The organism is Streptomyces sp. NPDC030165, from assembly GCF_055573595.1.
In genome coordinates, this window is the sequence record NZ_JBVIBD010000043.1 from 1 (window position 1) to 18,724 (window position 18,724).

The following is an 18,724-nucleotide window of genomic DNA, read 5'->3' on the forward strand; positions in this document are numbered from 1 at the left end:
AGCCGACGTGCTCTTCGCCATGCTCCACGACGGCACCTTCTACGACCCACAGCCCGCCCCTACAGGTTGACGAAACCCATAGGGGCACCCCCCCGTGTGCCGGGTCGGCGGACCATCGGCTCAGCAGATCGAGAAACCGTGTCGTGCGGTGCGTCCAGTTCGTCCCGAGCCTATGCCGTCGTGTCGGCCGGGCACTGGTACGCGCCGGTCTCCGAGGCCGCGGTCATCGTCTGGCGGCAGTGACCGCACAGCAGGAATCCGGCGAGCACTGGGGCTCCGGCCTGCCAGGTCAGTGACGAACTGTGGGCGGTGATCGAACCGCTGCTGCCCAAGCACGAGCGGCGCTACCGGTACCCGGGCCGCAGGCGGATCGATGACCGTAAGACGCTGCAAGGCAACCTGTTCGTGCTCTATACCGGCATCCAGTGGGAGTACCTGCCGCGTTGGGCTTCGGGTCCGGCCCGACCTGCTGGCGTCGCCTGGCCGAGTGGCAGCAGGCAGGCGTCTGGGAGGACCTTCAGCAGGTGCTGCTGGTCCGCCTGCGGGCGGCGGACCGGCTGGACTTCTCCCGCGCCACCATCGATGCCTCGCATGTGCAGGCCAAGCGGGGGCGAAGCCGCCCAAAAGTCGGCCCGAGTCCGGTTGACCGGGGGCGGCCGGGCTCCAAGCACCATGTGCTGACTGACGGCGGCGGCATTCCGCTGCGGGTGTCACTGACCGGCGGTCACCGCAACGACATCACGCAGCTACTTCCACTGATCGACACCGTGCCGCCCGTCCGGGGCCGCCGCGGACGACCACGGCGCAAGCCCCGGAGCCTCTATGCCGACCGCGGCTACGACCACGAGGTCTACCGCCGTCGCCTGCGGCAGCGGAGCATCGTGCCGAAGACCGCTCACCGCGGGCAGCCGCACGGCTCAGGACTGGGCCGTGTCCGGTGGGTTGCCGAAGCAGCCATCGCTCACCTTCACGGTCCGCGTCGGCTGCGAGTCCGCTGGGAAGCACGCGACGACATGCACAACGCCTTCCTCCAACTTGCTCACTGCATGATCCTCGCCCGCAAGCTCCCAGCTTTCTGAAAGGACCCTTTAAAGCCATACGTTCCGTCGGCATGGCCGGAGGGGGGTGTACACCGCTACAGCACGCCGTGCAGGGCGGCCTCGGCGAACCCCTCATCGTCCTCGCGGTACTTGCGCATGACCTTCGAGCCGGGGGCCCAGCTGCCCTGTTTCTCGGCCTGGCGGTCGTCGTGGCCGGCGCGGGCGGACTCGGTGACCAGGCCCCGGCGGGGGCTGTGGCCAGTGAAGCGCTTGGCCAGTCCGGCGCGCTCGCCCATCCGGGTCAGGGCGTCGCCGACGGACTCCGGGTCGAGTCCGGCGTCCAGGACGACGGTGCCGGCGGAGTGCACGGCGCGGTAGGCGAAGTCGTCCGGGCCGGGCCGGGCGGTCTCCCGCCAGCGGCGGCAGGCGCGGACCGGGCACAGGTGGGGGCGGGAGCCGCAGGGGACCTGCACGACGCGCGGCCAGATCTTGGAGGTGCGCAGGTCGACGACGAGTCCGCGGTCGGCGTCGTCCTCGGTGACGTGCCGGTCGCGCAGGGCGGCCAGCTCGTGCTCGCGGCCGGCGACGGCGAAGTGCATCGTCATCATGGAGAGGTCGCGGATGCCGGCGGTGTTGTCCGGCAGGGTGGGGGCGATCTTCTCCATGTCGCGGACCAGCAGGGCCTGGGCGGGCCCGCGGCCGCGCTGCTCGTCAGCCTTCTCCATCGCGCGGACCTTGGTGTCCAGCAGGGCGCGGTCCTCGGCCGCGATGTCGCGCGGCAGCGGCAGGCCGTACTCGGTGCGGGCGGTGACCACGACGCCGGCCAGGTGCCGGTCGATGGAACTCGGCGCCTTGAAGGTGCCGCGCTTCCAGCCGGGCTGGGTCCAGCACCACTCGGTGAACAGCACGAGGGTGCCGGTGGTGACGGCGGCCGGCGGCAGGCCGGTCTCGGCGCAGTAGCGCAGCCAGGTCTTCCAGTCCCCGCTGTGCGCCCTGGGGGTGTTGGCCGGGCGGTGGGCGCGGACGTGGGCGTCGCGGGTACGCCGAGGTTGCGGAGCTAACCCCGCTCCGGTGTAGGGCCGCCGACCGGCGGGGCATCTACCAGTTCCGCGGTGTGCATTCAAGACATCGCGAAAACCGGTTCCGTAGCAGCCAGCAGCCGCCAGATTCACGGAAACCGCAGGTCAGAGACCTTTGAGCGGGCGTCGCGAGCCGCCCATGCTGACGCTTCATCAGCACCGGGACGCAAATTCGCGAGAACTCGAACCTGCCGCCCACCGGGTGCAGTCTCCTCCCTGCCCGGGGGCGCCACCGGGCAGGACCAGGGGACTTGCGCGGCTAACTGCCCGCTGCCTCAAGGTCCGTCCGACCCATCCCTCGCGTGCTGCGGCACGCACCAGAAGCGAAGGCTTGCCATGTCCACCACAAGTAGTGACCCCTCCGATGGCCCGCAGGCGCACGGGACGCCGCCGGCCGAGCCGGACGCGGTGCCCGCGGAACACCCGCGCGAGCAGAGCGCCCTCGGCTGGGCCAAGGTCACCCTGTCCGCGCTGTCCTGCACCGCTGGCGTGGCCCTCACCCTGACCGGTCACGCGGAGGCGGGTGTCGCTCTCATCGCCGCCGGATCCGTGGGAGGGGGCGTCCAGGTACACATCAGCGTGCGGAAGTAGTGCACGGGGCACAGGGCCCATGCCCCTGAAACGCCCCTCCCGCGTCGGTGCCGTGCTCCCCTCCACGGCACCGACCTTCTCCTTCCGGGCAGCGCGTTCGGCCCGGGCCCTGCGTAGAGCGGCGGCTTCGGTGGCGGCGGCCTGGCGGCGGCGCTGGGCACGGGCTGCCTCGAGTGGGGCCGGTACATCGTCCGAGGCGGGCTCGGGGAAGGCGCAGGCGCTGAGCGTGCGCATCGCAGCGGTCTGCCGCTGCACCGCCTGCGCGATGGCCGGGTCCACCCGGCGGCGCCGCGGGGCCGCCTCCTGATGTGCGGAGAGGGCCTGGCGGAAGCCGGGCGATCCCGTCTCGCGTGTCTTCACCGACCTGTTGAGCGGTTGGCGCAGCGGCCGGGGCTGCTGGCGCGGTCCGGGGCGCGGGTGCGGCACCCGGGGCAGGAGCTGCACCGTGCGCACCGCGTCGGTGCCGGCCGTGCTGTTCGCCGTGACGACGATCCGCGCGGTGATCAGGCGCAGCTGAGTGGCGTAGGCCGAGCAGTCAGGGCGGAGGTCCAGTTGCCCGGTCTCCAGGTGGAACGCGACGGCTGTGACATGGTGGGGCAGTTGCGGGGCAACGGTGGCGGCGATGTCCGGTCCGCGGTCCAGGACGCTGCCGCCGGCGGCCGGGAGCTCCCAGGCCCGATCGGCCATCAGCCGGGCCAGTACGGCGGCGAGCCCGGAGGGTTCCGCCCGTCACGCTTCTTCGGGCGGCCGGCGGCGAGCTTGTGCAGCATCGTTGGCTCGTCGGCGTTGGTCCGTGGCCTGTGTGTCTCCTGTGGACAGAAGATCGGCATCGGGGTCGCCGCGGGCGACGATGCGGGTGCGCTGTCGTTCGGTTGTCTCGCCGAGGCCGGCCGGCCCCTCGACCGCGGGCTGCCCCAGCAACAACGCATACCTGTCGTCACCAGCACGTAGTAGCGTCGTCAGATCATTGCGCCCCCGTCTCCAACGCACTCTTCAGGCGGAAATGTCGGAATCCTCGGAAGTCAGTAAAATCCCGCACCCCACCGGATGAAACCGCTGATCGCGCCCTGTCCCCGCGCACGCGGGAGTGGTCCCCAGGTGCCGTCGGCCGACCACAACCGGTGGCGGTGGTCCCCGCCCACGCGGGGTGGTCCCGGGCAACGACTTCACGAAGTCGGCTACTCGTCGTGGTCCACGCACAGGCGCGGGTGGCGCATCGACTACCTCCTCTCGACTCATGGTCCCTGCGCGGGCGGAGGTGAGCCGCGCCACCAGGCAGGTCTACGGTCTGTATGTCGTGGGGTGCGGCGGTGGGGCAGACTGGCGTTCCTGGGGCCGTGAGGTGTTCTGTGGACTATGCGGAGGTTTGTGGTGAGTGCGCAGCCGTTCGAGTCACCGGGTGACGAGGTTCCTCTGTTTCCCCTGCCGCCTGCGTCGGAGGCGGCGCTGCGGGTGGCGGTCAAGCGTCTTGATCTTGCCGCGTCGGTGCGGTTCGAGCAGGAGTTCCGCGCCGCATGGGAAGAAGCGGTCCAGACCGACAGCACCGTTCCGTTGCACACGTTCTTGCACCGCTGGGCGATGTGGGTCGCGCTGCACCGCTACCCGGCCCGTGCGGCGCGGGTGCGAGAGCTGGAGCGAGCCGTGGGCGAGGCGGCGACTCTGGAGGATGCCCGCTCGGCGGCTGCCGAGATCAAGCGGCTGCTGGACGCCGCGGCGGCTGAGGTCGCCGGCCGGTGAGCACCTGGTCGTGGGAGTACATGACCACCCAGGCCGACATCGTCGGCGGACTGCCCGAACAAGCCGTACGCGAAGTCGAGCAGATCGCCGGGCGGCTGGTCGACGCCGCGAACGTCAAGTACCTGGGCGAGCCGCCCACCGAGGAGTCGGGCGTGTCAAAACTGCAAGTCTTCGCGGAAGGCCCCTGGCTCATCTGGTACATGGAGCACTGGCGCTGGCACACAGTTCCGATCGTCCGCGTGGCCAACCCGGCCATCGGCCACAGCTGAACACCGCCCCACCCGACCGAATGGTCCACAGCGCACTTCGGAAGCACGACCTCTCAGGAGAGTTGATGGCCCCCGCACATGCGGGGCTGGCCCCGCCTTCGGTCATCAAGTGGCCATGCGGAGGTGCGTCACGCAAGGTTCTCTTGTGTGGAGAGCGCAGAAAGCAGCGACGGTGCGGTACCGCCCGTCCCGGCAGGCTGGTTCATGGAGGACAGCCATGCAGCCGGCCGCAGCCAAGCGCGACGATGTCCGTCGTTAAGGGGGGAGGCGGAGGAAGCGACGCCGAAGGGAACTGTCGGGTCGTCCGGACGGGTTCACAGAGGAAGCAATCTGTCCGGTATGCCGGTTTCTGTGAAAGTGAGTAAAAACCAGTACCCGGCACGGTAAAGGGCCAGGTCAGCTCCTTGTGGTCCCCGCGCCAGCGGGGGTGGTCCCTGGCTGCTCGATTCCGGCAACACGCTGCTGTGGTGGTCCCCGCGCCAGCGGGGGTGGTCCCTGCCCGGTGTGCGGTGCGGGTGTGGGGTCGAAGGTGGTCCCCGCGCCAGCGGGGGTGGTCCCGAGATGACGCTCGACGCTTCCAAGTACATCCTGTGGTCCCCGCGCCAGCGGGGGTGGTCCCGCCACGAAGGTGGATCAGGAGGCTGAGGCCTGGTGGTCCCCGCGCCAGCGGGGGTGGTCCCCCGTCCAGGTTCTTACCGAACGCGTCGGCCACGTGGTCCCCGCGCCAGCGGGGGTGGTCCCTGGAGAGCGAGAACGCGGAGCTGCGGGCCGAAGTGGTCCCCGCGCCAGCGGGGGTGGTCCCATCAACTCCAATCGGCAGAAGGCCGACGTCCTGTGGTCCCCGCGCCAGCGGGGGTGGTCCCAGGCTGCCGTGAGTTCGCCTGGGAGCCGTAAGGTGGTCCCCGCGCCAGCGGGGGTGGTCCCTCCTGCCGGACGAGGACGAGTTGAGCGATGAGGTGGTCCCCGCGCCAGCGGGGGTGGTCCCGGCTGGTGAGTAACGACGGTGTCAGCACCGTGGTGGTCCCCGCGCCAGCGGGGGTGGTCCCGTCGCGAGCTGCGCCCCCTCGATCACCCCGTCGTGGTCCCCGCGCCAGCGGGGGTGGTCCCATGCCCGGAGGCTGGACCGCGGTCAGCGACCGGTGGTCCCCGCGCCAGCGGGGGTGGCCCCTCGTCGACAACAAGCGTGCGGGGTACGAGCTGGTGGTCCCCGCGCCAGCGGGGGTGGTCCCCCGGCCTCGATGACCGCCTGGGCCTCCTCCGGGTGGTCCCCGCGCCAGCGGGGGTGGTCCCTACGGACATGCAGGTCAGCGGCCTGCAACCGCGTGGTCCCCGCGCCAGCGGGGGTGGTCCCGGCGGGCGGCACCGCCGGGTGGCGGTCATCGGGTGGTCCCCGCGCCAGCGGGGGTGGTCCCGGCAGCACCTGGACATCGACGTTGGGTCTCTGGTGGTCCCCGCGCCAGCGGGGGTGGTCCGGAGAGCCGGGTCAGAGCCGCGCGGGCCTTCGCGGCCCCAGCCGCATACACAGCCGCCCGGCCGCACGGGGCCGGTTCCTCGGCCAGCGCCGGGGCCCGAGCGGCGAGCCAGGCCTTGGTGCGGGTGGCGAGCGGATGCTCGGCGACGCGCTGGCGGGCCTCCCGGCGCAGCGGCCTCCGCGGCCGCGGGCGAAGGATGGAGGTGGCGGCGGCACAGCTGCACAGGCCGGGCCTGCTCAGCTTCTGCCAAGACCTCGGGGCCCACAGGCGAGGTTCCGCAGTACCGCGGTCCGCTGGTCACACAGCAGCAACTCGGCGACCTGACCGGCGGCCCAATGATGGTGAGAGCTTGAGAGGACTGGCCGGAGAGCGATGCCAGCTGACGCAGGTAGTCCCCTGTGGCAGCCGTGCCCGTGTCGCGCGCTCCGGAGGCAGCGGATCGCTCATCACGACACCTCCATACCTCGTCGCCCGCTCCTGCAGTGTGTCGGAGCGGTGGATCACTGATCCAGCAGATCGCGGAGCCGTCGCCGAGGTCGTCGTGTTCGTGAGTAGGCGGCCCCGCCCCACTGCCTTTTCGTCGACCGGAAGATTCGGCAGTGCGCGGCCGGTACGGTGCGCAATGCTGGTGCTGTCCGGCCGCTCCGTCCAACTCTGTGAAAGGTCGTGCGTCCGATGCCGTTGCGCGAACGGTGCCGGGCGTCGGCTTCGCTCTGGCGGACTGCCTCCCTCGTACACACAGAGCGGCATCAGCGCCACCACCGTGGCCGGCTCCGGCACCGCCCCCTTTCCCCAGCAATAGCTGCTGCACATAAGGCCATGACATGCCCAACCTGCCTGCGAGTCCTACTGAGCCTGTCGGCAAAGCGGCGTTCCCTCAGGTGTCATCTGCCGCCCGCAGAGTGTGGGCGAAGCACGACAGCAAGACGGACGGCTGGCTTCCGCTCTGGCGGCATATGGCCGACAGTGCAGCCGTGGCCGGAAAACTGTGGGATGACTGGCTGCCCCGCAGTGTGAAAAAGCTCGTAGCCTACGCTCTTCCCGAAGGGGAGGCGGACGCCCGGCGTCTCATCGTCTTTCTCGCCGGCGCCCACGACATCGGTAAGGCCAGTCCCGCCTTCGCCTGCCAGGTGGATCTCCTCGCTGAGGACATGCGTACTGCCGGGCTCGACATGCTCTCCCGCAAGGAGTACGGCACCGACCGCCGCCTCGCCCCGCACGGGATGGCCGGGCAGCTGCTCCTGCAGGAGTGGCTGGAAACACGGCACGGCCTGAATCCGCGGGCCTCCGGACAGTTCGCGGTCGTGGCAGGCGGGCATCACGGAACGCCTCCCGAGCACCAGCAGATCCATGACCTGCAGCTCCGGCCGCGGCTGCTGCGGCACCCAGGTCCCAGTGAGGCCGAGTGGCGGCGCGTGCAGTACGAACTGCTGGACGGGTGCGCCCAGATAGCAGACGCCGGCTCCCGATGGGCGTCCTGGCGCGCGGTCCGGTTGCCGCAGCCGGTACAGGTCGTACTGACCGCTGTCGTGATTCTCGCTGACTGGATCGCCAGCGCTCCCGAGCTGTTTCCCTACGACCCGGCGTCCTGGCAGCCGGCCGGACCGGTCGGCGAGGAACGCCGCCTGAGGGCTGCGTGGCAGGGCCTGGACCTTCCAGGCCCCTGGTCCTCGGAGGAGCCGAAGCAGGCGGCTGAGGCGCTGTTCGCACAGCGGTTCACCCTGCCCGAGGGGGCGCGGATCAGGCCGGTTCAGGAGGAAGCGGTGCGGATGGCGCGGTCGATGTTGGCGGCAGGGTTGCTGATGATCGAGGCGCCGATGGGTGAGGGCAAGACGGAGGCCGCCTTCGCCGCCGCGGAGATTTTGGCCGCGCGGACCGGGGCGGGCGGCTGTCTGGTGGCGCTGCCTACCCGGGCCACGGGGGATGCCATGTTCCCGCGTCTGCTGGCGTGGCTGGACAGGCTGCCGCTGGACGGCCCCCGCTCTGTCGTTCTGGCGCATGCCAAGGCTGCGCTCAACGACGTGTGGGCGGGCATGATGCGCAGAGAGCGGCGGGCGATTGCCGCCGTCGAGCTGGACGGGCCCGACCGGGTCGGTGCCGAGCGTGCTGCCGAGCCCGCCGGGCTTCATGCTCATCGGTGGCTGCGTGGCCGTAAGAAGGCGCTGCTGGCCTCTTTCGCGGTGGGCACCGTTGATCAGGTGCTGTTCGCGGGGCTGAAGAGCCGGCACTTGGCGCTGCGGCATCTGGCGGTGGCGGGCAAGGTCGTCATTATTGATGAAGTTCACGCCTATGACGCGTATATGAGCCGCTATCTCGACCGTGTGTTGGAGTGGCTCGCCGCCTACCGGGTGCCGGTCGTGCTGCTCTCCGCCACCTTGCCGGCCGATCGCAGGCGGGCGCTGGCCGCCGCGTACGCAGGGCAGCCGACGGACGCAGAAGGACTGGGGCCGGAATCGGTGCTCGATGATGTCTACCCGCTGATCACCGCAGTCGCCCCCGGCGCCCCGCTCCAAGTGGCGCGTCCCGCGGCGGCCTCTGGTCGCCGTACGGACGTGCACCTGGAGCGGTTGGAGGACGATCCTGTCCTGCTGGCCGACCGGCTGACAGCGGAGCTGGCGGACGGGGGATGCGCGCTGGTGGTGCGCAACACCGTCGACCGAGTGCTGGAGGCGGCCGATGTGCTGCGGGAGCGGTTCGGGGACGGTGCGGTGACCGTGGCGCACTCGCGCTTTCTGGCTGCCGACCGGGCCGCCAAGGACACGGAGCTGCGGGAGCGGTTCGGTCCCGGCGGCGACCGGCCGGCGGGGCCGCACGTGGTGGTGGCCAGTCAGGTGGTCGAGCAGTCGCTGGATGTGGATTTCGACCTGCTGGTGACCGATCTCGCGCCCGTCGACCTGTTGTTGCAGCGTATGGGGCGCCTGCACCGTCATCCGCGTGTACGGCCACCGCGCCTGGCCCAGGCCCGGTGCCTGGTGACCGGAGTGGCCGACTGGTCATCCACTCCTCCACAGCCGGTCCAAGGCTCGGTATCCGTCTACGGGGTACACCTCCTGCTGCGCACACTGGCGACCCTGGCCCCGCATCTCGACGGTGATCTGCTGGTGCTGCCGGACCACATCAGCCCGCTGGTCCAAGAGGTCTATGGGAGCACCGAGGTCGGTCCTTCCGAGTGGGCCGGGAAACTGGCTGATGCCCGCGCAGAACATCTTCGACTCCTTGAGAAGAAACGCGAAGCGGCCGGCGACTTCCTTCTGGGGCCGGTGCGGCGGGCGGGGCGGCCGGTGATCGGCTGGCTGGAGGCCAATGCCGGGGACGCGGACGACAGCCGGGCGGGGCGTGCGCAGGTGCGCGACAGCCCGGAGAGCCTGGAGGTTCTGGTCGTCCAGCGGCTGCGGGACGGCCGACTGGTCACCGTGCCGTGGCTGGACGGCGGGCGGGGCGGTCTGGATCTTCTCACTGATTTCCTGCCGAGCCGGCGTGCCGCCGAGGCCGCCGCGGCGAGCGCGATCACGTTGCCCTGGCAGTTCTGTAAACCCTGGGTGATCGACCGGACCATCGAGGAGCTGGAACGCTTCCGGGTGGACGCCTGGCAGGTGAAGGAATGCCCATGGCTGGCTGGGGAGTTGTTCCTCGTTCTCGATGAGGATTGTCAGACCCGTCTGTCAGGCTTCGTTCTCAGCTACAGCAAGGACGACGGGCTGCGGGTGCTGCCCTCGACCGCACCCGCACCCGCACGCGAGCGCGGAACGGTCGAGGGAGAAGCCCCGCCTGGGGACGGAGAAGATCGTGGGCGAGCAGCGGACAGCGAGGTTACGAGCCCTGCGTCGGGCCCGGCGCCAGTGGCCGTGCCCGAGGGGGCCTCTTGTCAGACGGCGTCAGCCGATCCTTCGAACACGCGGAAGCGCGCAGAGGAGGCGGGCCCGCTGATGTCCCGCACCGCTCAGGCTGACGCTGCGGCGCCGCCGTCCTTCGACCTGGTCACCCGTCCGTGGCTGCCGGTACAGCGCCTGGACGGCGGCACTGTGGAGCTGTCGCTGCATGACCTCTTCGCGCAGACCCGCGAGCTGCGGCGGCTCGTAGGGGACGTGCCCACACAGGAGTTGGCCCTGTTGCGACTGCTGCTCGCTGTGGTGCACGACGCCCTCGACGGGCCGGCGGGCCTGGAGGGCTGGGAGGAGCTGTGGCAGGCGGGCGCCCCCTTCGCTCCGGTGCTGGACTACCTTCGCCGCTACGGAGACCGCTTCGACCTTCTGCACCCCGAGCGGCCGTTCTTCCAGGTGAGCGGGCTGCGTACGGAGAAGGACGAGGTCGCCTCGCTGAACCGGCTGGTCGCCGACGTTCCCAACGGCGATCCGTTCTTCGCCATGCGCCGTCCGGGCGTGGACCGGCTCTCGTATGCCGAGGCGGCCCGGTGGCTGGTGCACGCCCACGCTTACGACACTTCTGGTATCAAGTCCGCCATGGCCAGGGACAGCCGGGCCAAGGCCGGCAAGGTCTATCCCCTGGGCGTGGGGTCGGCCGGCACTCTGGGCGGGATTTTCGCCGAGGGAGCGAATCTTCACGAGACGCTGCTGCTGAACCTCATCGCCCTCGACGAGGGCATCGTCGAGGTGGCGGATCACGCGGGCACGGGCGGTGAAGACCGGCCAGCGTGGCGGCGGGAGCAGCCGTTCGGTCCGGGGCCGCGCGGGGCGGCCTCGGATCTCAGCCGGCCGGACGGGCTGCGGGATCTGTACACCTGGCAGTCCCGCCGTATCCGGCTGCACGCCGAGGACGGCACCATCACGGGGGTCGTTCTTGGTTATGGCGATCCGCTGGCGATGTCCGCGCCGTGGAAGCTGGAGCCCATGTCGGGGTGGCGGCGCAGCCCGGCGCAGGAGAAGAAGCAGGGCCGTCCGCTGGTGTACATGCCGCAGCAGCACGATCCGAGCCGGGCGGCCTGGCGGGGCCTGGACAGCCTGCTGCGCACCCGCCGGGCCGCCACGGACGACAGCGGGCGAGGGGTGCCTGTGTCGCTGCCGTCCGGGGTCGTGCGCTGGTCTTCGATGCTGACCACCGAGGGCGTCCTCGATCCGCGGGCGCTGATCCGGTTGCGGCTCATCGGCGCCGTGTACGGTACGCAGCAGTCCGTGGTGGACGAGATCGTGGATGACTCGGTGGTCCTGCCCGCGGTGCTCCTGCACCAGGAGCACGTGACGTTTTGTACCGCGGCGGTCGACGCCGTCGCCGACGCGGATGAAGCCGTACGCGCCCTGGGCCACCTTGCCGGGAATTTGGCGCGCGCCGCCGGGAGCGACGCGGCACCCGCCACACAGACCGCCCGCGACCTCGGCTTCGGGACGTTGGGTGGCCCCTACCGGCAGTGGCTGGCCACGTTGGCCACCTACTCCGATCCGCAGGAGGCCCGCAAGCAGTGGCAGGCCACGGTGCGCCGCCGCATCCTCCGGCTCGGCCGGGACCTGCTGGATTCCGCGGGCCCGGTCGCGTCGGAGGGCCGCGTCACCGAGCTTGCCGGGTACGGGCCGACCTGGGTCAATGACGCCGTCGCAGAGACCTGGTTCCGCCGGCGGTTGAACAAGGTTCTGCCCGACGCAGTGGTGCGGCCGGGCAATGCGCAGGCCGTAGGTCATCTCTCCTCGTCATCCGTAACTGACCCCACCTCAGCGCCGGTGCTGGAGTCTGCACCCGTGCGCCGCGACGACCAGACGGAGCCCGCCTTATGACCACCGGCCCGCAGCCACCCGCAGACCGTCGAACGGAAAGCTCCAAGCGCACGCACCGAAGTACCTACCAGCGGAGCGCCCCAGAGGTGGCCACGGCGCGCTGCATCGGACGGCTTCAGCATCTCTACCGCCAGGATGTCCCGGCTGCCGTCGCGATCCTGGCGCGGCTGCGTCGGGCCGCCGGCCGGACCGTGCACGAGACCCCGGACATCTGGGGCATCGACGGGCTGGAGGACCTCGCACGGGTCTGGGAAATGCGGCGGGAAGCGAACGGGGCCGACCCGGCAGGCAGCGAAGCGCCGCCGGAGCTGCTTGACCCGGCCGAACGCCGTACGCGTGAGGTGAGCACGCGGGCCGAGGAAGACGCCGTTCATGTGGCGGTCACGCTGTGGGCGCTGCATCAGCAGTCCGTACGGGATGCGGCCATGTACGAGCCCGGCTGGAGTCTGGGACGTGCGGTTCGCGCCCTGGCCCGAGGCGGCGGGGTCACCAGCCCCGCCGCTGACGGCGAGCCGGATCCGGGCCGGAAGCAAGCCCGTTCCGCTCCTCGTCTGGATGATGAACTCAACGAGACGTTGCGCAAGCGCTTCGTCCGTATCGGCACCTCGACCTCGTTCGACATGCTCGCCGTGCGCCTGCGCGAAGTGGTACTGCTGCTGCGCACCGCACGTATCCCGCTCGACTATGCCCGGCTCGCCGACCAGTTGTGCCGCTGGCAGAACGAGGATCTGCGGGCGAGCGTGCGCCGCACCTGGGGACGGGAGCTGTACCTGTCCTACATCTGGCAGACCCGGTCGGGCGGCGATGGGGAGGACAGCGCCGAAGACACACCACCTCTCTCCGAGACCGACGAGCCCGACCCCGGCCTCTGAGCCACCGGAGGGGAGTGGCCGATGCATCGCGTCGCCATGTCCCACCGGCACCAGCACCGCCACCTCCAGCACAAGGCCCACGCCTCGCCGCGGAAGCCCGTACCCGACCCACTTACCAGCGCCAGAACGGAAGACCTCGATGAGCCGCACGATCGTCGACATCCACATCCTCCAGACCGTCCCGCCGAGCAACCTCAACCGCGACGACACCGGAACCCCCAAATCCGCTCTGTATGGCGGGGTACGGCGGGCACGGGTCTCCAGCCAGGCGTGGAAGCGGGCCACCCGCAAAGCCTTCAATGACCTGCTGCCCCCCTCGGAGCTGGGTGTGCGCACGAAGAAGGTCGCCGAGGTGCTGGCCGAGCGGATCACGGCCCTGGCCCCGGCGACGGGTCCGGCCCACGCCGTCGGCCTGGCCGCCGAGATGCTTCGGGCGGCGACCGGCTCCAAGGTCGAAGTGCCCAAACGCAAGACGAAGGACGACCAGGCCGATGGGGAAGGAACGAACGGCGCGGCTCCGGAGTCCTCGTATCTGATGTTCCTAAGCACCCGGCAGCTCGACGCATTGGCCGCCCTGGCCCTCGAACTGGATGCCGGCGACGGCCTCAAGAGCTTCCAGGCGGCGCTGAAGAAGAAGGAGAACAAGGCGGCTGCCCAGCAGGCGGTCGACACCCGGCACTCGGTGGACATCGCGTTGTTCGGCCGGATGGTCGCCGACTCCACCGACTTGAACGTGGAGGCCGCCACACAGGTCGCCCACGCGATCAGCGTGCACAAGTCCGAGATCGAATCCGACTACTACACCGCGGTCGACGACAAAAACACCGACGCCGAAATGGGCGCCGGGATGATCGGCTCCATCGACTTCAACTCCGCCACCCTCTACCGCTACGCGGCCGTCGACGTCGACGAGCTGCACCGCACCCTGGGCAGCGGGCTCCGTACGGGCGAGGCGCCGTCGACTCCCGCGCAGAGGGCCGTGGCCGCTTTCCTCGAAGGGTTCATCACCTCGCTGCCCACCGGGAAGATCAACACGTTCGGCAACCACACTCTGCCGTCCGCGGTGATCGTCAAGCTCCGCACCCGCCGCCCCGTCAGCTTCGTCGGTGCCTTCGAACACCCGGTACCGCAGGGCGCGAACGGCGGCTTCCTGGAGGAAGCCTGCAAGCGCCTGGGAAGCTATGTGCCGCAGCTGGAGAAGGCGTTTGATGTACCGGACGGCGAGCAGGGCTGGGTCCTGCGGGTGGGCGAGGAAACCCAGGCCCTCAAGGACCTCGGCACCAGTGTCACGCTGGCGGAACTGGTCAAGGACGTGGAGGCCGCCGTCGCCAAGCGTCTGGAGTCCGGCGCATGAGCGTGCTGCTCCTGCGGCTCGCCGGCCCGCTGCAAGCCTGGGGCTCCGCGGCCCGCTTCGCGCGCCGCAGCACCGAAAACGCCCCGACGAAAAGCGGCGTGCTCGGCCTGCTCGCCGCGGCCCAGGGCCGCCCGCGCCAGGCGGACCTCTCCGACCTGGCCGCGCTGCGCTTCGGCGTACGCATCGACCAGCCCGGCTCCCGGCTGCGCGACTTCCACACCGCCCACCACGCCGACTCCGGCAAGGCCATGCCGCTGTCCGAACGCTTCTACCTGGCCGACGCCGTCTTCGTCGCCGGCCTCGAAGGCGGTTCCCAGCCGCTGCACCAGCTCTATGAAGCGCTGCTGTGCCCCCGCTATCTGCCCTACCTCGGCCGCCGCTCCTGCCCCCCGTCCCAGCCACTGGCCATGGGCCCGCCGCAGGAGGTCCCCCTGGAAGAGGCCCTGCGTCACGCCGAGTGGCAGGCCTCTCGCTGGTACGTGCAGCAGCTCCAGCACACCGCCGGACACGGCACCGCGCCCGGGCCGGAAGTCCTGGACGTGCTCCTCGACTGCCCGCCCGGAGATGTCCCTGACTTCACCCTGCGGGACACGCCCGTGAGCTACGACCCCCGCCACCGCCGCTACGCGCTGCGCGGCGTCCGCAGCACGCAGGCCACCGCCGTGCGCTCCGACACGCCCCCGGCCCACGAACCGACCACCGGCCTCACCCCCCTCCCCTTTGAGTCACCAGCGACGCCCCCGCCTCCGAGGACCACCTGATGTACCTGACCCGCTTCCGCGTCAACACCGGCCGCACCGAGGCCCGCCGGCTGCTCGGCTCCCCCCACCTGATGCACGGCGCCGTCAACATGGCCTTCCCCGACCGCCCGCCCCGCGACGGACAGGGCCCCCGCACCCTGTGGCGCGTGGACCGCACCTCCCAGGCGGAAACCACCCTGTTCATCGTCAGCCCCACCCGCCCGGATCTGACCCACCTCGTCGAACAAGCCGGCTGGCCCACCCTGGAAACCCCCGGCTGGACCACCTTCGCCTACGGCGAGTTCCTCGACGCCTTGGCGGCCGGGGACACCTGGGGCTTCCGGCTGACCGCCAACCCCGTCCACCACATACGCCAGCCCCAGGACGCCCCGGGCGCCCGTACCAAACGCGCCGCCCACGTCACCCCCCGCCACCAGATGCAGTGGCTGCTCCAGCGCCAGGAGAAAGCAGGCTTCGAAATAGTGCCCAAGCCCGCCGACCGCCAACTGACGCAGTACGGCGACGCCTACGAGCTGATCGTCCGCGACCAGCAGCCGCTCCAGTTCCGCCGCCCCCCGGCCAAACAGGCCGGGCAGGACGTCCGCTTCACCCGGGTGACCTTCGACGGCCGGCTGCGCATCACCGATCTCGTCGCCTTCCGTCGCACCCTCACCCACGGCCTGGGCAAGTCCAAGGCCTACGGCTGCGGCCTGATGACGCTGGCCGCGGCAGGCGGCCGATGAGCACCGTCAGCCGCCGCAGCACCTCCACACCCCGCGAACTGGCCCGGGTCGGCGACCGCCTCTCCTTCATCTACCTGGAGCGGTGCACCGTGCACCGCGACGACAACGCCATCACCGCGACCGACACGGACGGCACCACCCACATCCCGGCCGCCACCATCGGCACCCTCCTGCTGGGCCCCGGCACCCGCGTCACCCACCAGGCCATGTCCGTGCTCGGTGAGTGCGGCGCCGGCGTGGTCTGGGTCGGCGAGCACGGCGTGCGCTTCTACGCCGGCGGCCGCGCCCTGACCCGCTCCTCGGCCCTGGCCGAAGCCCACGCCAGCGCCTGGGCCAACCGGCGCACCCGGCTGGAGGTCGCCCGCGCCATGTACCGCCTGCGCTTCCCCGACGAAGACCCCGCCGGCCGCTCCCGCCAGGACCTGCTGTCCATGGAAGGCCGCCGCCTCAAAGACTGCTACCGCCACGAATCCGCCCGCACCGGCGTCCCCTGGAAACGCCGCGACTACCACCGCGACAACTTCGCCGCCGGCGACGCCCCCAACCAGGCCGTCACCGCCGCCGCCCAGTGCATGTACGGCATCGCCCACGCCGTCGTCACCGCCCTGGGCTGCTCCCCCGCCCTCGGCTTCGTCCACTCCGGCCACGAACGCTCCTTCGTCCTGGACATCGCCGACCTCTACAAGACCGACATTGCCATCCCCGCAGCCTTCGACGCCGCCGCAGACGGCCTCGACGACGTGGCCTCCCGCACCCGCCGAGCCCTGCGCACCCGCATCAACGACACCAACCTCCTCGACCGCTGCGTCAACGACATCAAAACCCTCCTCCACCACAACGACACCAGCAACGCCCCAAACGACCAGGACCGCGTGACCCTGCAATCCGACGGCGATGCCCACCTGGAAAGCGGCCGCAACTACGGCGACGAGGTGCTGTGGTGACCGTCATCATCCTCGCCAACTGCCCCGCCGGCCTGCGCGGCTTCCTCACCCGCTGGCTCCTGGAAATCTCCCCCGGCGTCTTCCTCGGCTCCCCCACCGCCCGCATCCGAGACCTCCTGTGGGACGAAGTCCGCCAGTACTCCGACAAAGGCCGCGCCCTCCTCGTCCACCAGACCGACACCGAACAAGGCTTCACCTTCCGCACCCACAACCACGCCTGGCACCCCACCGACCACGAAGGACTCACCCTCCTCCACCGACCAGCCCCCCGAACCACCCCATCGGAAACAGGCCGCCCGCCTCAGCCCTCGAAACAGAACTGGAGCAAAGCCGCCCAACGCCGCAAATACGGCCGCCGATAGTGGCCCCCTTCCACATCCTGCACGAGCGGAGCAGCTGTCGATGCCTGAACATATGCCGGGTATGCCGGAATCTCTGGAAGTAAGCAAAAACCACTGCCCCGCCTGACAAAGCCGCTGGTCACGACGTGTGGTCCCCGCGCGTGCGGGGCTGTTCCCGGTGCTCCGGAGCGCGTCGTGGAAGTCCGTCACGGACGGGAGTGGTCCCCGCGCGTGCGGGGCTGTTCCACACTGAGGGCCTGGTGCTCGCGGTCGCCACGATGTGGTCCCCGCGCGTGCGGGGCTGTTCCACTGCAAGAAAGGGAACAGACATGGCCTCCGCCCGTGGTCCCCGCGCGTGCGGGGCTGTTCCCACCGGCCGGGGCGGCAAGGGGAGCCGGGACAGGTGGTCCCCGCGCGTGCGGGGCTGTTCCCCGTCGAAGCGGGCGGTCGCCGCAACGCCGACGGTGGTCCCCGCGCGTGCGGGGCTGTTCCCTGGTGCGTACGCAACAGTTAAAGCGGTGGGGGGTGGTCCCCGCGCGTGCGGGGCTGTTCCGGGTGGCCTGGACAGCCGGTTCGGGGATCGCGGGTGGTCCCCGCGCGTGCGGGGCTGTTCCCCCGGTGGCCGCCCGCACCTCCTCCGCGACCTGGTGGTCCCCGCGCGTGCGGGGCTGTTCCGCTGGATTGTCGGGTGCCCATGACTGACTGAAGGTGGTCCCCGCGCGTGCGGGGCTGTTCCCCCCATCGCCGTCCGCGCCCAGCTTGCCACCGCGTGGTCCCCGCGCGTGCGGGGCTGTTCCCGCCATGCGCCACTGCGCCTTGCTCGTGAACCGGTGGTCCCCGCGCGTGCGGGGCTGTTCCCTTCTTCATCGAGAACACCATCGCGATCCTCGCGTGGTCCCCGCGCGTGCGGGGCTGTTCCCGCCGTGGGGTGGCTGCGAGGGCTGCCCGGCCGGTGGTCCCCGCGCGTGCGGGGCTGTTCCCTACATCGACGGCACCCTCGACGTGGGCGACGAGTGGTCCCCGCGCGTGCGGGGCTGTTCCCGCCTGCGGCGCTCCGCCCGACCGCCGCCATCGGTGGTCCCCGCGCGTGCGGGGCTGTTCCGAGCTCGGCGCATTCGTGCCGAAGAAGACGGTGGTGGTCCCCGCGCGTGCGGGGCTGTTCCCTCCCGGCGCAGCGCGTACAGCTCGGCAGGACGGTGGTCCCCGCGCGTGCGGGGCTGTTCCCTCCTCGTCTGCAGCCGGCTGCCCCGGAAAGCGGTGGTCCCCGCGCGTGCGGGGCTGTTCCCCTCGGTGACATTCGTGCTCGTGAAGACGAGCGAGTGGTCCCCGCGCGTGCGGGGCTGTTCCCTGGAACTCACGGAGATCGAGCGGACCGCCCTGGTGGTCCCCGCGCGTGCGGGGCTGTTCCCACATGGCGGGTGCAAGGCCGGCCGACTGCATCGTGGTCCCCGCGCGTGCGGGGCTGTTCCCGGACCGAGGGTCAATCCGCAGGGAGCTCCCCAGTGGTCCCCGCGCGTGCGGGGCTGTTCCCACCAACCGGCAAAGGTGCCAGAGGTGTACGACGTGGTCCCCGCGCGTGCGGGGCTGTTCCACCTCATCGACGACCAGACCGACCGCGACGGCGGTGGTCCCCGCGCGTGCGGGGCTGTTCCCGTGACGGTCATGGCGGTGCCGGGGTGCGGGCCGTGGTCCCCGCGCGTGCGGGGCTGTTCCCTACGCCGGCGCCCCAAGGACCTGCGGGCCGACGTGGTCCCCGCGCGTGCGGGGCTGTTCCCTCGGTCTTGAGCCGCCGCCACGGCCGCCCGCTGTGGTCCCCGCG

At 70.9% G+C, this 18,724-nt stretch carries 12 protein-coding genes, 1 pseudogene and 2 CRISPR repeat arrays (1 of these 15 cut by a window edge); of the genes and pseudogenes, 12 read left to right on the forward strand and 1 reads right to left on the reverse strand.

The genetic code is table 11. The features are described 5' to 3' along the window. Positions 1-300: 300 nt before the first annotated feature. A pseudogene (locus ACZ4Z1_RS40405) lies at positions 301-1,079 on the forward strand (IS5 family transposase). Between the two features lie 56 nt (positions 1,080-1,135). Here ACZ4Z1_RS40405 and ACZ4Z1_RS40410 read toward each other — a convergent pair. Continuing rightward, positions 1,136-2,164 carry a site-specific integrase gene (locus ACZ4Z1_RS40410; RefSeq protein WP_468491698.1) on the reverse strand — a complete coding sequence of 343 codons (1,029 nt, stop codon included), beginning with the start codon at positions 2,162-2,164 and terminating at the stop codon, positions 1,136-1,138. Positions 2,165-2,455: 291 nt separating this feature from the next. Here ACZ4Z1_RS40410 and ACZ4Z1_RS40415 point away from each other — a divergent pair, with 291 nt between their 5' ends. The 11 genes from ACZ4Z1_RS40415 (at position 2,456) to cas2e (ending at position 16,926) form a co-directional block, all read left to right on the forward strand. Further along, positions 2,456-2,710, forward strand: coding sequence for a hypothetical protein (locus ACZ4Z1_RS40415; RefSeq protein ID WP_468491730.1), 255 nt, complete (start codon positions 2,456-2,458; stop codon positions 2,708-2,710). A gap of 567 nt (positions 2,711-3,277) precedes the next feature. Continuing rightward, positions 3,278-3,661 carry a hypothetical protein gene (locus ACZ4Z1_RS40420; RefSeq protein ID WP_468491699.1) on the forward strand — a complete coding sequence of 128 codons (384 nt, stop codon included), beginning with the start codon at positions 3,278-3,280 and terminating at the stop codon, positions 3,659-3,661. Between the two features lie 420 nt (positions 3,662-4,081). Then, positions 4,082-4,447 (forward strand): hypothetical protein, encoded by a 366-nt coding sequence (locus ACZ4Z1_RS40425; RefSeq protein WP_468491700.1) that lies wholly within the window; start codon positions 4,082-4,084, stop codon positions 4,445-4,447. Further along, positions 4,444-4,716: a hypothetical protein gene (locus tag ACZ4Z1_RS40430; RefSeq protein ID WP_468491701.1), complete on the forward strand. Its 273-nt coding sequence runs from the start codon at positions 4,444-4,446 to the stop codon at positions 4,714-4,716. Before ACZ4Z1_RS40425 ends, ACZ4Z1_RS40430 begins: the two co-directional genes overlap by 4 nt. 406 nt (positions 4,717-5,122) lie before the next feature. After that, a CRISPR array of direct repeats spans positions 5,123-6,189; the repeat unit is 29 nt; unit sequence GTGGTCCCCGCGCCAGCGGGGGTGGTCCC. An 823-nt stretch (positions 6,190-7,012) separates the two neighbouring features. Then, positions 7,013-11,911 carry a type I-E CRISPR-associated protein Cse1/CasA gene (casA, locus tag ACZ4Z1_RS40435; RefSeq protein WP_468491702.1) on the forward strand — a complete coding sequence of 1,633 codons (4,899 nt, stop codon included), beginning with the start codon at positions 7,013-7,015 and terminating at the stop codon, positions 11,909-11,911. Between the two features lie 86 nt (positions 11,912-11,997). Beyond that, entirely contained in the window at positions 11,998-12,783 is a 786-nt protein-coding gene (gene casB / locus ACZ4Z1_RS40440) for a type I-E CRISPR-associated protein Cse2/CasB (protein WP_468491703.1), read from the forward strand. Between the two features lie 139 nt (positions 12,784-12,922). Next, on the forward strand, positions 12,923-14,137 hold the full coding sequence (gene cas7e, locus ACZ4Z1_RS40445; protein ID WP_468491704.1) for a type I-E CRISPR-associated protein Cas7/Cse4/CasC: 1,215 nt from the start codon (positions 12,923-12,925) through the stop codon (positions 14,135-14,137). Next, a complete protein-coding gene (gene cas5e, locus ACZ4Z1_RS40450; protein ID WP_468491705.1) occupies positions 14,134-14,898 on the forward strand; it encodes a type I-E CRISPR-associated protein Cas5/CasD in 765 nt (254 codons plus the stop codon). Before cas7e ends, cas5e begins: the two co-directional genes overlap by 4 nt. Continuing rightward, positions 14,898-15,620: a type I-E CRISPR-associated protein Cas6/Cse3/CasE gene (cas6e, locus tag ACZ4Z1_RS40455; RefSeq protein ID WP_468491706.1), complete on the forward strand. Its 723-nt coding sequence runs from the start codon at positions 14,898-14,900 to the stop codon at positions 15,618-15,620. The genes cas5e and cas6e overlap by 1 nt, the downstream gene beginning before the upstream one ends. Beyond that, on the forward strand, positions 15,617-16,564 hold the full coding sequence (cas1e, locus tag ACZ4Z1_RS40460; protein ID WP_468491707.1) for a type I-E CRISPR-associated endonuclease Cas1e: 948 nt from the start codon (positions 15,617-15,619) through the stop codon (positions 16,562-16,564). Before cas6e ends, cas1e begins: the two co-directional genes overlap by 4 nt. Next, complete coding sequence (gene cas2e / locus ACZ4Z1_RS40465) at positions 16,561-16,926, forward strand: type I-E CRISPR-associated endoribonuclease Cas2e (RefSeq protein ID WP_468491708.1); 366 nt, start codon at positions 16,561-16,563, stop codon at positions 16,924-16,926. The genes cas1e and cas2e overlap by 4 nt, the downstream gene beginning before the upstream one ends. Positions 16,927-17,053: 127 nt before the next feature. Beyond that, a CRISPR array of direct repeats spans positions 17,054-18,724; the repeat unit is 29 nt; unit sequence GTGGTCCCCGCGCGTGCGGGGCTGTTCCC; it runs 446 nt beyond the window's last position.